Below are 15626 nucleotides of genomic sequence, written 5' to 3'. Positions count from 1 at the left end.
TTTTTAGTGTAATATTGTTTCTCCTGGACTTGCTTTGTATTTCTTTGGTACTGATGCTCTGAGAGCATGGTGTATTTTATCTTTTGGAGCTACATGGAAATGCCAATACCAAGTTGAGGTTTTTGGTATTAAAGGGATTTTTCCATTGTCTACAGCAAATACTCTTGTTGTTTTTTTCTTTCCTTTGTGTAGGACGACAACTAAACTTCTAAGTTGTCCTTTATCATTTCTTACATCCCATTTAATTTTGTAATTTTTACCGAATCCTTTTATTCGATTTTTTAGATATTTAAGTGCAGTTCTTGCGCCTTTTGATCTGATAGCCATTAAAGCAACTCTTCCTACGGTCATTGCGATAGGTATGAAGAATACTGGTAGTGCTTGTGTTGTTATTTCACTCTGATTACTTTTGGAGTCAAGTTGTTTCATTCGGTTTTCTAAAGCTAAAAATTCTTCATTGTTGAAATATTGATCTATCACTTTATTTTGTTCTGACTCTGACATGTTTTCGAATTCTTTTTCTTTAAATGGAAGGTTTTCTATGTATTCCCTCATTTTCATTTCAAGTTCGTCTAATTCTTTGGTAGCTTGTTCATTTTGTAGAACTGTTGGTGTTACTAACGCTTCTAATTCTTGTGAATTGATAGAGTGTGTTTCTGCTGATGCTTCTGATGAAAATGGAGTCCATATTGATATGACAAGAGCTAGGGTAATTAGGGTTAAAAGTGTTTTTTTGAACATTTTGTTTACATTCCTCCTTTTGTATTAAATTCCAAAATAAAGGTTATCAAATTAAAATGAGTGTATCAATGGATTTAAGAAAATTTCTTTTTTGGTTGCGGTGTCCGCAATCATTTTTTTTATTTTTTAGAACTTCGTTTTGATGAAAATTTCTGTGGTAGAATCCGTTCACTGTGGAGGTGAACATGATGACCATTGAAATTCATGTGATGGATTTAGGGGCAATTATTATTTGTGGTTTGATGCTCTTTGCAGTGTGGTGTGAAGAAGAAGTAGGCGATTAAAGCCTGCTTCTTCTTTATGGGGTTCGGGGAAGATTTCCCCGACTGGTTCGGACAGCGTCCGAGGTCTTGAATTTAGGAAAAATAATAGCCGACACCTTCGGCGATTTATAAAAGGCGCGGAGTACTTTTTGAAGGAGGAAAACGAGAGAAAACAGAATACACCTAAGAAGGATCGAGGTTATGAGCCAGAAAGGTGATGATTGTTTTGATTATATCTATATTGTTGATGTTGACGGGCGTTTCTTATTTGCTGTGTATATGCAAAAACGAAAGAATAATAAGCAAAACGAGAAAGGCTATAGAATGACTTTTGCGGCTATTGTCTTGTTATTGGGTATTATTGCTTCCACTGGAGGTTGAGGGCTAGATATGGCATGAGTCAACGGTAAGCGGAACGAAGTAAGCATTAAGGAGTTGACTCATTCACGACACCCAAAAGCCTGTTATTCAAACAAACTCCGGGACACTCCCTATTTCCCCTTTCCTCATTTCAAGACCTTAGCCAAAAATTAAAGGATTAAATGTAAATATTTTCATTCTCCCACACTTGCTTATTTGTAAGGTAAAATTGTTTAACATTCCTCAATCTGCAAATCAACATCTACCAATCGGACAAATGACACAAGCCGAAATGCATATGTTCCTAAACAATGGTGCAAGATATAACCCACCACAATCTAAAGAAGCCCAAACTAAAAATATCGTCACTACAATAGCAAAAAAACTTGCTGTTCAGGCTCTTCAGGCACATATTTAGAAAAACCCTTATCAAAAGTAATAGGCAAGAAATATGCAAAGAAAGCTAAATCAGGTTTTTACAAAGTAGCAGATTAAATCGAAAAAGTTCAAAATGTACAAGAAAAAGGAATAGCCGCAATTTTTATACAAGCTGGCCTACCACCTGATGTAGCATTCGAAACAGCGAAATGGATTGTGATATTCTTCGGATTATAAAAGAAAGCAGTTTATTAGGCTGTTAAAATCAGACTATCATTTTAAAACAACTCGAACAATATGACGTTGCCAATAGAGTGAACGAAAAAAAAAGCCAGCCACCCGCATAAGGTGATTGGCTTTTTTATCTGTTACTTCCCGATGTTCTCTCCATTTTGCTGAATCAAGGTTTCGTACCAATAAGAGCTCTTTTTACGAATTCGTTTGAGGTCTTTTAGGTCAAATTCGTCGCGGTTGACGTAGATGAACCCGTAGCGCTTGGAGCATCCTTGGTGTGTGCTGATTAAGTCGATGGCGGACCACGGGCAGTATCCGAAGACCTCGACTCCGTCTGTGATCGCCCATTTGATTTGTTCGATATGCTTTTCTAAATAATCAATTCGATAATCATCCTGAATCGAACCATCTTCTTCTAACTTGTCGAAAGCACCCAATCCGTTTTCTGTAATAATAAGCGGCAGCTGATAGCGGTCATAAATCTCGCGCATCGTTGAACGGAAGCCGACAGGGTCAATCTCCCAGCCAAACGCATTTTTACTTAAGAACGGGTTGTTGCCGCCTTTGTATACGCCATCTTCACCAGATTTTAAATGCTGATCTCCGCCGCGTGCAAATTCATCGTTGCCATCTCCTTTACTCGCTTCAACTGTTTGAGAAGTGTAGTAGTTAAAGGCAATGAAGTCTGGCTTTGCACTTTTCAAAATATCCATATCTCCCTCTTCAATAACAGGAAGAATGTCTTTTTCTTTCATATAAGCCCAAGCAAGGTTGTTATAACGGCCGAAGACTGCCATATCAAGATAAAGCCAGTTGCGGATCGCATTGTAATTCGCCGCAGCAAGCACATCCTCAGGCTTTGGAGATGCCGGATAAATGAGCGCTATGTTTGGTGCTGGTCCAATTTTCGCTTCAGGCAGCAAACGATGACAAAGCGTCATGGCTTTCGCCTGAGCTACGAGCATATGGTGGTTCTGCTGATACAGTTCTTTTTTTGGATTTTCTAAATTTGGATCAAGTGTACCGAGCGCCGATCCATGTAAGATCATCATGTTTTGTTCATTAATGGTCAGCCAATAGTTTACCTTCTGGCCATATTCCTTAAAGAGAACCTCTGCATAACGTTCAAACGCATCTACTGTCGCACGATTTGACCAACCGCCTTTTACTTGAAGCGCATGAGGCAGATCAAAATGATACATTGTCACGATTGGTTCAATGTCATAGCGGCGCAATTCATCGATGAGAGAATGATAGAATTCAATCCCCTTTTGGTTGATCTCCCCATCTCCATCTGGAATGATCCGTGTCCATGCAATAGAGAAGCGATAAGCCTTTAAACCCATTTCTGCAAACATCTTCACATCCTCTTTATAGCGGTGATAGTGATCGCTTGCGACTTTAAAATCCGTTGTCCCTTCAGGGTAACTTGCTCTCATATCAATGACAGAAGGCCCCTTGCCATCCTCGTTCCACGCACCTTCTACTTGATAGGCGGAAGTAGATCCGCCCCAGAAAAAGTCCTTTGGAAATGGTGCTAGTGTTGAATATCTCATAATTTCTTCCTCCTCTTCATTAAACGAGATGTAAAAATGATTGTCCTGGTGTGATTTGTTTTTCTTCTGTTTCAATAATATCGCTAAACTCACCGGAATTGGTAATAATCACTGGTGTTGTGACGGAAAGGCCGGAAGCTTGGATGGCTTCAATATCAAATTCTGCAAGCAGTTCACCTTCTGTGATGGTTTGCCCCTGTACGACCTTCGGGGCAAAATGCTGACCGCCTAATTGGACGGTATCCAGTCCAATGTGAATGAGCACTTCTGCTCCGCTTTCAGAGGTGAGGCCGTACGCATGGCCTGTTGGGAACACCGTTGTCACAACTCCTGATACTGGTGCAAACAGCTTGCCTTCTGATGGAATGATGGCTGCACCCTTTCCTAGTGCACCAGATGAGAATGCCTTATCCTGCACTTCCTCCAGCTTGATCATCTCGCCTTTTAAAGGACTCTTCACATGAGCTGCTTTGACCCCATGTTCGTTTTCCATTGTTGGTGCGGAAATCGGTGCTGGCGTGTCATCTTCATCTACTGGATCCTTAAATCCAATCAAATAAGTCAAGACGATGGATAGAACAAACGAGACCGAGATTCCGATGATGAACCCTGTAAAGCCTTGTCCGTAGAAAATCGGAAGTGTCAGTAAACTTGGAAGTCCTGACGCAATCGCAATACTTTGTGAATAACCGATGATCGCACCGCCGACTCCGGCAGAGAGAACGGCTGCAATAAATGGTTTTTTCAAACGAAGCGTGACACCATATACAGCTGGCTCTGTAATCCCAAACACGGCAGAAACCGCTGTCGATCCAGCCAATGATTTCAGTTTTTTATTCTTTGTTTTCAGCATAACACCGATTGAGGCACCGGCTTGTGAAAATACAGCTGGCGCAGTAGCCGGCTTGATATGATCTTTTCCATGGACGGCAATATTATTTAAAATCACTGGCACTAGACCCCAGTGGATACCGAAGATCACGAGAACCTGCCATGCCATCGCAATTAAAGCACCTGCAAGTGTAGGACTAAAGGAGAATATTTTCAGCAAGACAGCTGCAATGCCGTTCCCTGCATACACACCAAATGGGCCGAATACAATGAGTGTCAGCGGAACAACCGTGACAAGTAAAATCAGTGGTGTAATAAAGTTTTTGACGCTTTCATGAATGACTTTGTTAAAGAAACGTTCGATATATCCCATGACAAACACTGCCAAAATGATTGGAATAACCGTTGATGTATACGACATTAAGACGACCGGAATACCGAAGAAGGTCACATCTCCGCCGCCTTTTGATAATTCTTGAATGGTTGGGTAAATGAGTGCACCAGCAATCGTCACAGCGACAAATGGATTCGCTTTAAACTTCCTAGCAGAAGTGAATGCGAGCAGTAATGGCAGGAAGTAGAACAAGCTGTCAGACGCAGCAAATAAAATTTGATACGACGTATCTTCAGGTGATAACCATTTCGCATTGATACAGATACCTAATAGACCTTTTAAAATACCAGCACCCGCCATGACACCGAGAAGAGGTGTGAAAATACCAGAGACAATGTCGACGAATTTTCCGAAAAGGCTCGTGCTCTCTCCACCTGATTTTGCAGATGAAGAAGTGGACTCCTCTAATAGATTCGTAAACTCCCCAATCTCTCGATAAACCTCTGGTACGGTATTGCCAATGACTACTTGAAATTGGCCGCCGCTTTCCATGACGGTTACAACACCATTTAATTTTTCAATGGCTGCTTTGTCTGCTTTTGATCGGTCATTTAATGTGAAGCGAAGTCTTGTAGCGCAATGGACCAGTGAATGAACGTTTTTCTCTGTGCCAATGTGTTTGATAATGTCTTCTGCTAATTGACGATAACTCATACAAAAACCCCCTTTTTTTCAAAAAAATACGTTTTTAGGCAAAATAAAAACCTAAACGGGCACCAAAAATAGTCGCAACTTGCCATTGCGCTTTTTCAGTGAACGTTTAGGTTTTGCCTGCCGAACAGTCACAATCCTCTAAGACGATCATTGTGAAACCGTATTCTTTTATGTTTATGAGCAAATAGTACCACTCAGCTTTTCTTATGTCAACGCTTTCTTTTAAAATCTACCTTTATTTTTCTCGTTTGATCAATCGATTCAAATGAATGGATAGATACAGCATCTCCTCTGATGTGAGATCTCGGTGATAGGTTTGATAGACATATTCTGCGATTTTCTTTGCACATTCGTAAGCCTTCGGATATTTCACCTTGATCAGCTGATACAAGTCCTGATCTTCGCTGACAAGCAGTGTTTCGTTGATCAGACGCTGGACGAAAAAGCGCAAATGCGTGAGAAAACGGTAATAGTTGAGTGAGTCTTCATCAAAATCCATGTTGAGATGATATTTCACAATGGTGAGAATGGCGTTTACTTCTTTTGTGATATTGACCGTTGTATTCATGTCCTCATTGAGCTCTGCATTAATGATATGCATCGCAATAAAGCCTGCTTCATCCTCAGGCAGTTCAATATGAAGACGCTCTTCAATCATCTCAAGACAGTCCTTTGCCACAAGAAATTCATCTTTGTATAAGCGTTTAATCTCCCAAATAAGCGAATTCTCAATGAGGTGATTTTTCTTCAATCGTTCGATGGCGTAATGAATATGGTCTGCGAGTGATACATGCAGACTTTCATTTAATCTTCGGTTCAGCTTTGTATGTGCATATTGAATCATTTCTTCGGTTACCTTGACCACATCATACGGAACTTCCAGAAGCAGCATTTTCATCCGCTCATGAACGGAGTGATCCTCCAGGCGGAAGACTTTATCGATTAACGATTCGTCTACCGGATCTCCAGGCCGTCGTTGAAACGCGATACCTCTGCCCATGACGACGATTTCTTTTCCTTGTTCATCTATCACACTAATGACATTATTGTTTAGAACTTTTTGTATCTGCAACCCCAAACACCTCCGTCTATGACCCACAATCTTCACTCAAAATATGCTCTCATCTTAACACAACTGTCAAATCACTTGGTGTTTTTATCTGACTTTTGCAATAGATTTCATCATGATTCTACCCCTTCATGGCTGGTCTGATCATTCAATTGCCTGCATACAATACTCCGAGGAGGTGACCTTCAGTGAAGGCTTTTTTCTGGTCTGCATCATTTTTATTCATGCTTCTATTCACACTCGTTTTTCTAGGAATCGTGTTTTGGCTTAGTGGACAAGGCATGGATCAGCTTTGGAGATATGTGCTCATCTCATTTGTCACAGCAGCCGTTTTGCGTGGCGTCACCACTTGGCTGAGGCAGCACGTGATGCATCATTTATCAAAATAAAACGGCTGCCCGCGATATTCAGGCAGCCGTTCCTTTATTCTTTGGATGATGCGGCTTCTTGCTGAGAAGTACGCAGCTCATCATTAATTTTTTTCGCATCCTCTAGAAATTCTGTTTCAAATCCACTTTTGAGTGCCCACATATAAAACAGCAAGGCAACCACTGCAATGAGCGCCATATCCCAGCCATAATGAATGACATTATAGCCGCCGAATTTGTCACTGCCAAGGCAGGAAATCGTCATCATCACAAGCAAGTACACGACCATCCAAGCACCCGCCTTAAAGTTGCGGCCGAAGCCTTTCCACTTCGCTTTTGCTTGATAGTAAAAATAGATCGGAAGACCGATGAGAATAATGAACAGCACCTGACCTGTTAACGGCCACCTCGCCCAATACAGCGTCAATGAGGCAAAGACAAAGCCGAGAGGAGCAATGATGCTGAGTCCTTTTATTCGAAGCGGACGATATAAATCTGTCCCTGTCTTTCTCAGTGTCATGACGGTCACCGGACCTGTCAGATAAGAAATGAGTGTCGCAACAGAAATGATTTCAGCAAGTACACCCCAGCCTCTAAATAAAAACAGAAAGATAAACGATACGGCTAAGTTAAAAAACATCGCTGGACGAGGCACACCGTAAATAGGATGCAGACGGCCAAGCACACTTGGCATGTATTTGTTTTTTTCCATTCCATAAATCATACGAGATGTCGTCGCCGTATACGTAATCCCTGTACCAGAAGGTGATACAAACGCATCTGCATATAAAATCAGAACCAGCCAGTTAATCCCAAGCGCAATGGCAAGGTCAGCAAATGGCGAGTTAAAATTCAAATGGCCCCATCCATTCACAATCATGGACGGATTGACAGCACCGACAAAGGCGATTTGTAAAAGCACATAAATTACAGTCGCAATCAAAATGGATCCAACAATGGCGATCGGAATCGATCGGCCTGGATTTTTCGCCTCACCAGCCATATTAATCGGGCTTTGGAAGCCATTGAAGGCAAACACAATCCCTGATGTCGCAACAGCTGTCAGCACACTCGCCCAGCCGTTAGGGGCAATACTAGTTCCAGAAGTAAAATTCTCACTATGAAAACCTACGAATAAGAGCGCACCAATTGTTAATCCTGGAATGACAATTTTAAACACAGTAATGAATGTATTCGCTTTTGAAAATAACCCAACTGTCCAATAATTGAGCAGAAAGTAAATCACAAGAAGTACACTGGCGACCATGAGCCCTTCTGTCGTCAAAACCCCTTTTGTGACCAAATGGCTTGTCCACTTTGCCCACTCCCAAGGCCATGAGCTCATATACTGGACAGAAGCCACCGCCTCAACAGGAATGACGGAGACAATAGCGATCCAGTTTGCCCAAGCAGCAATAAACCCGATAAAAGAGCCGTGTGAATATTGCGTATATTTCACCATTCCGCCTGCCTCTGGAAACATCGATCCGAGTTCACTATAAGACAAAGCGATAAATAAAATCACGACCATCCCAATCAACCAGGACAAAATAGCAGCAGGTCCGGCAATTTGAGCGGCACGCCAAGCACCGAAAAGCCATCCTGAACCAATGATTGAGCCAAGACCTACCATCATTAAAGCGAAAGTTCCCATTCTACGATGCAAATGATTCATGTTCATAACACCTTTCGATTAAATTACAAAGCATGTGCCCAAGTAAGCATCTTTCTTACTTGCAGCTCTCTTTTCATTCAATTGACAAATATTTCTTCAATTAAATCTTTACCCTTGTTCATTTTTTCGCCTGTTTTATTATCTCTCAATTCTCTATTTTCTGAAATAGTCGAACATGCTTATTTCTAAAGAAAGCGCTTTTTCAACGATTCAATCTATTAGACTGAATAACTACCTTTACCCTTATTTTGAAAAAAACAAAACAAAAAAAGAAAGAGGAAATGAATCCCTCTTTCTTCTGTATAGAAAAAAGGATAAAGGGGGTCCCTCTATCCTTGTGAAATTGCTTGTTCTTTTTCAATCACAGCTAGTCTTTCTTGCACTTCTTCTTCAGACAGATTGTGCTGTTTCACATAAAGATTACGTTCACTTGTACGGCATTCATGGCTGCAGCTGCGCATATACTTATGCTCGCTCTCTTCTGTTGCAATCATTTTGCGGTTACATGCAGGGTTTGCACAGTTCACATAACGCTCGCAAGGCTCACCGGTGAAGAAATCTTTTCCGACAACTACATGCTCTGTTTGATTCACTGGCACTGTTAAGCGGGTATCAAACACATAGCATTGACCATCCCATAGCTTCCCTTGAACTTCTGGGTCTTTTCCGTACGTGACAATTCCGCCGTCAAGCTGTGAGACATCTTCAAAGCCTTCACGCTTTAACCAGCCTGAGAATTTCTCACAGCGTACGCCGCCTGTGCAATACGTCAGGATTTTTTTCCCTTCAAGAATGTCTTTATTGTCACGAATCCACTCAGGTAATTCGCGGAATGTCTCGATATCAGGACGTACTGCCCCTCTAAAGTGGCCGACATCAAACTCGTAATCATTACGTGCATCAATCACAACGGTATCAGGTGATTGCATTTGCTCGTAAAATTCAACCGGGCTGAGATGTTTACCTGTTAATTCTAACGGATTCACGTCATCTTCAAGACTAAGATTCACTAGTTCATTCCGATGGCGGACGTGCATTTTTTTAAACGCATGACCATCTGCTTCGTCAATTTTGATCGGCATAGACGCAAAGCGCGGATCTTCTTTTAACGCTTGCATGTACTTGTCCGTTTGCTCAATGGTACCAGAAACAGTTCCGTTCAAGCCTTCTGCTGACACAAGGATACGGCCTAACAAACCAAGCTCCTTACAGAATGCTAAATGCTCTGCTGTAAACGTCTCTGGGTCCTCAATGGGGACATATTGATAGTAAAGTAAGACACGATATTGTTTTTCCATATATATAAACACCTCTTAAATTTAATCAAAACATACCGTTCTTTATCATACAGGAAATACATACCTAAAGGCAATGTCAGCGGCTCAATTCCATAAAACGGAAGGGTCTTTCTCCTCATATTATCGATTATTTGACAGAACTTTCTGTAAAATGAGATGATTTATGAAATATGATGTTGTAAAGGAGCAGAACGCAATGATCCAGCCAGAAGATATCGTCAGAAGCGGCCCAAACCAATTTATTTCTCAAAAAGGGATTTATCATGAACTCGATTCACTTGTTTCTTCTTCCTTCCAGTCGCCCGCTGTCGTGACGGGACATGATTCATTTCATGCTTTTTCAGCGTACACAAAGCTTCCACCTCATTGGCCTGTTGTTCAGCACAAAGGATACAGTTCACCAAATGCGATCACACGAATTGCTGAAGAACTGAAAGGGGCAGATGTGATGATTGGGATTGGAGGCGGCACGATTTTAGACACCGCCAAGTCAGTAGCAGAAGCTCTTCAAATTGAAGTGATCATGGTTCCAACCATTCCAGGGACATGTGCTGCATCTACACCGCTTAGCGTCATTTATGATGACAAGGGGAATTTCATGAGAGTCGATTACCATAAACGGTCCAGTTATCTCACCTTAATTGATCATACATTTTTGCTCTCTTCTCCTCTTTCCTACCTTCAAAGTGGTATTGGAGATACGCTGGCGAAATGGTATGAAGCAGAAGCCATTATTCGAAATGCAAAAGACTCCTTACCGCTCATGGTGCATGCTGCACTAAAGCAGGCGGTATACGTCAGAGACATTCTTCTTTCCCATAGCGAAGAAGCCGTCCACAGCTTGACAACAGGGCAGCACTCGCAAGCATTTGCAGATGTAACGGATACCATTATTACATTAGCCGGCACGGTCGGCGGGTACGGGGGACGCTACGGCAGAATGGCAGGAGCGCACGCCATCCATAACGGATTGACATTTATTGAAGAAACGCATCACGTATTACATGGTCAAAAAGTGGCCTATGGCATTCTTGTTCAGCTTGCCGCAGAAAATCGAATGAGCGAAGTAGAAGAATTACTTGAGCTTTATGAAACACTCGGATTACCTAAAAATATGCGTGAGCTTGGCATCACAGCTCAGCTGGAAGAAGCCGCAAAAACAGTGGCAAGCCATGCTGCACGTGCAGACGAAACTTTTTGCTTGATTGGAGACTATTCCAAAGAGCAAATTGCCGACGCCATTCAAGTCATTGAAAACGTATCAGCCTCGAAAAACCGTTAAATAAAAAAAAGCACAGGCATCCACCTGTGCTTTTCTTTCGATTAAAAATCAAAGTTATCTGGATCTGGACCTGTGCGCTCATCTTCATTAAGCTGATCGATGACGCCCATCTCATGTGCGGACAGCTCGAAATCGAAGACTTGTGTGTTTTCGATGATTCGGCTCTTCGTCACAGATTTTGGAATAGTGATAATACCATGCTGCAAGTCCCAGCGAAGAATGACTTGTGCCACGGATTTGTCATGTTTTTTCGCAATATCCTGAAGAACAGGATGGTTCAGAAGCTTCCCGCTGCCTAATGGTGACCACGCTTCTACATGAATCCCTTTCTCCTTGCAGTAGTCTCGTAAAGGCTCCTGCGTCAGCTTTGGATGCAGCTCGATTTGATTGACCATTGGCACAACTTCTGCCTCTTCTAATAAATCATCTAGGTGGTGCGGATGGAAGTTACACACACCGATGGCTCGAACGCGTCCATCCTTATACAGCTTCTCTAGTGCTTTCCATGTTTCTTTATATTTGCCTTCAACTGGCCAATGAATTAAATAAAGGTCTAAAACATCTAGCCCAAGCTTGTTCATACTTGTTTCAAAGGCTTCAAGTGTTGCTTCATAGCCTTGATCACGATTCCAGACCTTTGTCGTAATAAACAGATCATCGCGAGAGATGCCTGATTGCTGAATGGCTTTGCCTACCCCTTCTTCATTTTGATAGGCCGCTGCTGTATCAATGCTGCGGTAGCCCGCTTCAAGAGCGTCTTTGACTGCATTTACAGCCTCATCCCCATCTTTTACCTGCCATACACCAAAGCCTAGCTTCGGCATTTTTACTCCGTTTGCTAATGTGACTCTATCTGTTAATCCACTCATCAAACAAACCTCCGCTTCATTTTTACTTACCAAGCACTATACCCGAATTTTCTATTGATCATGCAAGAAATTTCGCTGGTGTTATTTGATATATTGTCCTATATCGACTTGATTGGCGTCAACGATTTGGTATTCGCTGATCTTATTTTTCGTTTTAGAACCATCATATGTCTCTAAATAAGCTTGATCATAAAAGACGATTCCGTATGTAACATTGCCTTCCTCTAACACCCTAATCCAATAAGACTCTTTTGTTTCTTTTTTAGCGCCATTCGCCTCCTTTAATTTCATACCTGAAAATTCATTCAGCAGCTTTTGAATATCTTCTTTCTTATCTACCACAACTTGCTCATTATCATGCTCAATTTGAATCGAAGTCACCTTATTCTTATCCAGTGAGGTCACATCATCAAAAGAGTATGTTTTGGTATTGATCATAAAATAAATACCTATTCCTATTAAAACCACTACACCTACACCAATGATCCACTTTTTCAACCTAGCTCCTCCTTCTATCCACGCCACACCTATTGAAACAACGAAGTCCAATCATCCTCCTCAGAGAACACTTGAATCCCGTGCTGTTTCAGCAAGGCGGACGTCACACCATCACCAGCTTTTGTCTTACCGTTAAACTCTCCCTGGTAAATCAGCCGGCTCCCGCAAGAAGGGCTGTACTCTTTTAACACAACCGCTGTTGCTTTCAGAGACTGAACCTGTTCCAGCGTGGCTTTTGCACCTTTTACATACATCTCTGTGACGTCAGTTCCATGAACATCGACAACAGCAGCCTGCCCCCGTAAAACATCATATCCATCTCCGCCAATGATTTCTGCCGGTGGTCTAGGCGTAGAGAAGCCGCCAAGCAGTTCAGGACAAACTGTCACAGCCTTTCCTTCCTGCACAAGCTCTTCAATTCGCTGATCTAATCGATGGCTGCCATTATACCGGACCTTCAACCCAGCAAGGCAAGCGCTGACCACAATCACGTCTGTTCCTCATTTTTATGGATTGAGCGTTTTTTACTGACTTTAAAATAAATACATACAGGCAGATAGAAGATCGTGTACCCTAAAAAGGGCAGGGCACAATACAAAGCGGCCGCCCAAACAGGTTCTTCAACTCCTGTAATGCCAAAATAGTAAACAAATAATAGCAAGCTGACAAACAGTCCTACGAACGGCATGATGGCTGCTGACTTTTTAAAATTTTCCATCATTTCTTTCCCCAGAGAAGCTCCCTCCCTTTTAACATGATCAGGAATAACGTCAATATATGTTAATTTTACCATATAAAAAACCGAAATCATCTCATTTTCTACGATGGTTTCGGTTTTTTTAATCTATATTTTTTCTTTCCAAGCCTTCAAAAAGCGCTCAATCACCTGTAATTCATCTTCATGAAACTGCTGGAGAAATTCTAAATAGGACGCGACAGCTTTTTCATGTAGTTCATCATGCAGCGCTGCCAATTGCGTGCCTTTCTCTGTCAATGAATAGTAGACAGATTTCTTATCCCCTTGCCGGTGGCAATAGTCCACCATGCCTTTATCAATTAGTTTTTTCACAGCCTTTGTAATGGCAGGCTTTGATAGTTTTAGTTGTTGAGAAAGAAATGTATTATTTGATTCGTTTGGATTAGCTTGAATCATCGATAAAATGTGAAGCTGTGTGAGTGTCCAATCTTGCTTGAGTGTATCAGTCGTGGTAATCAGTGGATCTGTTGGATCATTCCGTCTCTTTTCCCTATGCATAATCAGATCTTGAATCGCTTTTAATACAATCTGCTCTTTAGTCTCCATCTGAACCTCCACTCTTAACTGGTTAATAAAATGGTACTAATAATTAAAAGAGGAGTCAAAAGAAATGTCAGTGTGAGAAAAAGAACAGGCCATCAGACCTGAAAATGGTGTATGCACTTTTCTACTAGTTGACCCATCATGTCACAGCTCCTCTTTCTTTTATTTGCTATAATTCATGGAAAGAAAGGCTCTTTTCGTGAGATGTTGAAATAATATAGAACAGAAAAAAAGCTGCCTATCATGAGGCAGCTATTCAGCACGATGCTGACGATCCATATAAAATGGTGGTCTTTTCAACGAAATCACCGCACAGCTAAAGGCAATCAGCACAAACACTGCACCGAATTTCGCCAGATCAACAGATGAACCGGTCATCGTAAACAGGACACCACCAACCGCTGATCCAATCGAGATACCAATTTGCAAGGCCGATGTATTTAAGCTTTGCTGAATATCAGACGTGACAGGATCTGTTTGAATCAAATAGCTCTGCAAAGCAGGCGTTAATGCCCAGCTAAGCGCTCCCCATAGGACAACCATGACCATAAAGAGGACAAACACGCCCGCTGTATAAGGAATGATAAACATCACAACCGCAAATGCGATTGTCACCAGCAAAATGGCTTTCCCTGAACCCAGCTTGTCACTAAGCCAGCCGCCAAACCCATTCCCGCCAATAGAAGCAAGCCCGAAGACCAAATAACAAATACTAATCCAGAACGGGGTCATATGCAGAACTTCCATTAAAAACGGAGTGAAATAAGAATAAAGCATATAATGACCTGCCAGCATAAACAAACTGATCAAATGTGCACTAAAAATTTTCGGATGCCCTAAAGAACGTATTTGCTCTCTCAGAGGTGTGACTTTTTCAACAGGCATTTTCTCCAATAGGAAATAGATCAGCACCATCGATATCGCTGATAAAATACTGATTCCTAAAAACATCACTCTCCAACCAAAGCTCTCTGTAATAAAAATACCGATCGGTACACCGAGAACAAGTGAAGAACTAATCCCAATAAAAATCAGCCCTAATGCCTTCGCACGATGCGCTGGTTCCACCAATTTAGCAGTGATCGTCAGTGACAACACCACCACAAGCGCTGTACTCATCGCGATCAATACCCTAGAGATCATGACAAGGGCAAAGGTCGAACTAAAATATGTGAATACATTTCCTATTGTAAACACCAATAACGCGATTAAATAAAGACGCTTTCGTTCAATTTTAGCTGTGGCAGTCAGCAGCACAGGCGCTGAAATGGCATACACAATGGCAAATACGGTGATAAGCTGCCCAGCTGTTGCAAGAGATACATTCAAATCCTCTGCAAGGCTTGGCAAAATGCCCCCGACCACAAGCTCAACTAATCCAACCGCAAAAGTAGAAACGGCTAATAAATATACTCTCCAGTTCATGTCTAACATCCCTTCTATATATCATCGCTTTCACTTTTGATACAGGGCGCAGACAAACAAAAAAACCCTGATTACAAAAAAGGAAAGCGCGCTTTTGTAATCAGGATTTATCGGATCCTGGTAGAAACCCTCAAACCATATTATTGAGGTTATACAAGTCTATTTTTTTCTTCAAATATATTAGCATAGCCTTACATAACTGGCAAGCTGTAAAAATAGGAAATGACTGCAAATTCACGATCACACAAAAGCACTCAGAACAGCATGACAAGAAACCCCAGAACAACTTGCTTTCTCCTGCATTTACAGGTAAACTGATGAAAAATCAACGAACATTGATCAACGTAGATCTGGAAAAGTAGCTTGAATCGACCTTTAACAGAGAGGGAACGGTGCTGGAAGTTCCTACTGACATCTTCAAGTGAACCTGC

General features: G+C 41.7%; 15 protein-coding genes, 1 riboswitch and 1 other annotated feature (1 of these 17 cut by a window edge). Of the genes, 3 read left to right on the top strand and 12 right to left on the bottom strand.

Annotated features, from left to right (window positions below; translation table 11 throughout):
• Positions 1-3: 3 nt before the first annotated feature.
• Positions 4-741: a hypothetical protein gene (locus tag MKZ03_RS01365; RefSeq protein ID WP_307498935.1), complete on the bottom strand. Its 738-nt coding sequence runs from the start codon at positions 739-741 to the stop codon at positions 4-6.
• Positions 742-1205: 464 nt separating this feature from the next.
• Between MKZ03_RS01365 and MKZ03_RS01360 the strand changes: the two genes are divergently transcribed.
• The gene (locus tag MKZ03_RS01360; RefSeq protein ID WP_307498934.1) at positions 1206-1385 is read left to right on the top strand and encodes a hypothetical protein; all 180 of its coding nucleotides are present in this window, start codon (positions 1206-1208) and stop codon (positions 1383-1385) included.
• Between the two features lie 725 nt (positions 1386-2110).
• Here the strand turns inward: MKZ03_RS01360 and MKZ03_RS01355 are convergent.
• From MKZ03_RS01355 to licT, 3 genes are all read right to left on the bottom strand, one after another.
• Positions 2111-3532, bottom strand: a complete 1422-nt coding sequence (locus MKZ03_RS01355) for a glycoside hydrolase family 1 protein (protein ID WP_307498933.1) — start codon at positions 3530-3532, stop codon at positions 2111-2113.
• Between the two features lie 19 nt (positions 3533-3551).
• Complete coding sequence (locus MKZ03_RS01350) at positions 3552-5411, bottom strand: beta-glucoside-specific PTS transporter subunit IIABC (RefSeq protein WP_341030686.1); 1860 nt, start codon at positions 5409-5411, stop codon at positions 3552-3554.
• A gap of 235 nt (positions 5412-5646) precedes the next feature.
• Entirely contained in the window at positions 5647-6483 is an 837-nt protein-coding gene (gene licT, locus MKZ03_RS01345; RefSeq protein WP_066031389.1) for a BglG family transcription antiterminator LicT, read from the bottom strand.
• A gap of 185 nt (positions 6484-6668) precedes the next feature.
• Here licT and MKZ03_RS01340 point away from each other — a divergent pair, with 185 nt between their 5' ends.
• Positions 6669-6869 carry a hypothetical protein gene (locus MKZ03_RS01340; protein ID WP_060595439.1) on the top strand — a complete coding sequence of 67 codons (201 nt, stop codon included), beginning with the start codon at positions 6669-6671 and terminating at the stop codon, positions 6867-6869.
• A 34-nt stretch (positions 6870-6903) separates the two neighbouring features.
• On the opposite strand, the gene MKZ03_RS01335 is transcribed toward MKZ03_RS01340, so the two are convergent.
• Positions 6904-8523: an APC family permease gene (locus tag MKZ03_RS01335; RefSeq protein ID WP_307498929.1), complete on the bottom strand. Its 1620-nt coding sequence runs from the start codon at positions 8521-8523 to the stop codon at positions 6904-6906.
• Positions 8524-8852: 329 nt separating this feature from the next.
• Positions 8853-9821, bottom strand: a complete 969-nt coding sequence (trhO, locus tag MKZ03_RS01330; protein WP_307498928.1) for an oxygen-dependent tRNA uridine(34) hydroxylase TrhO — start codon at positions 9819-9821, stop codon at positions 8853-8855.
• A gap of 199 nt (positions 9822-10020) precedes the next feature.
• On the opposite strand from trhO, the gene MKZ03_RS01325 reads away from it, so the two are divergent.
• Complete coding sequence (locus MKZ03_RS01325) at positions 10021-11103, top strand: iron-containing alcohol dehydrogenase family protein (protein WP_340974432.1); 1083 nt, start codon at positions 10021-10023, stop codon at positions 11101-11103.
• 41 nt (positions 11104-11144) lie between these two features.
• Here the strand turns inward: MKZ03_RS01325 and MKZ03_RS01320 are convergent, their stop codons facing one another.
• The 6 genes from MKZ03_RS01320 to MKZ03_RS01295 form a co-directional block, all read right to left on the bottom strand.
• The gene (locus tag MKZ03_RS01320) at positions 11145-11972 is read right to left on the bottom strand and encodes an aldo/keto reductase (RefSeq protein WP_340974326.1); all 828 of its coding nucleotides are present in this window, start codon (positions 11970-11972) and stop codon (positions 11145-11147) included.
• A gap of 81 nt (positions 11973-12053) precedes the next feature.
• The gene (locus MKZ03_RS01315; protein WP_340974325.1) at positions 12054-12470 is read right to left on the bottom strand and encodes a hypothetical protein; all 417 of its coding nucleotides are present in this window, start codon (positions 12468-12470) and stop codon (positions 12054-12056) included.
• Between the two features lie 29 nt (positions 12471-12499).
• Positions 12500-12961, bottom strand: coding sequence for a DUF523 domain-containing protein (locus tag MKZ03_RS01310; RefSeq protein ID WP_034664351.1), 462 nt, complete (start codon positions 12959-12961; stop codon positions 12500-12502).
• On the bottom strand, positions 12958-13188 hold the full coding sequence (locus MKZ03_RS01305) for a hypothetical protein (protein WP_223250469.1): 231 nt from the start codon (positions 13186-13188) through the stop codon (positions 12958-12960). The genes MKZ03_RS01310 and MKZ03_RS01305 overlap by 4 nt, the downstream gene beginning before the upstream one ends.
• A gap of 126 nt (positions 13189-13314) precedes the next feature.
• A complete protein-coding gene (locus tag MKZ03_RS01300) occupies positions 13315-13773 on the bottom strand; it encodes a MarR family transcriptional regulator (protein WP_034664352.1) in 459 nt (152 codons plus the stop codon).
• 249 nt (positions 13774-14022) lie between these two features.
• Positions 14023-15195, bottom strand: coding sequence for an MFS transporter (locus MKZ03_RS01295; RefSeq protein WP_340974323.1), 1173 nt, complete (start codon positions 15193-15195; stop codon positions 14023-14025).
• Positions 15196-15272: 77 nt separating this feature from the next.
• A riboswitch (purine riboswitch) is annotated at positions 15273-15372 on the bottom strand.
• Positions 15373-15531: 159 nt separating this feature from the next.
• Positions 15532-15626, top strand: a binding site (T-box leader); it runs 100 nt beyond the window's last position.

Origin of the sequence: Bacillus sp. FSL R5-0431 (assembly GCF_038002985.1) — a bacterium.
Classification (GTDB): domain Bacteria; phylum Bacillota; class Bacilli; order Bacillales; family Bacillaceae; genus Bacillus.
Note: the sequence above shows the minus strand (reverse complement) of the source record. Positions and strands in the feature narration are given on the sequence as shown.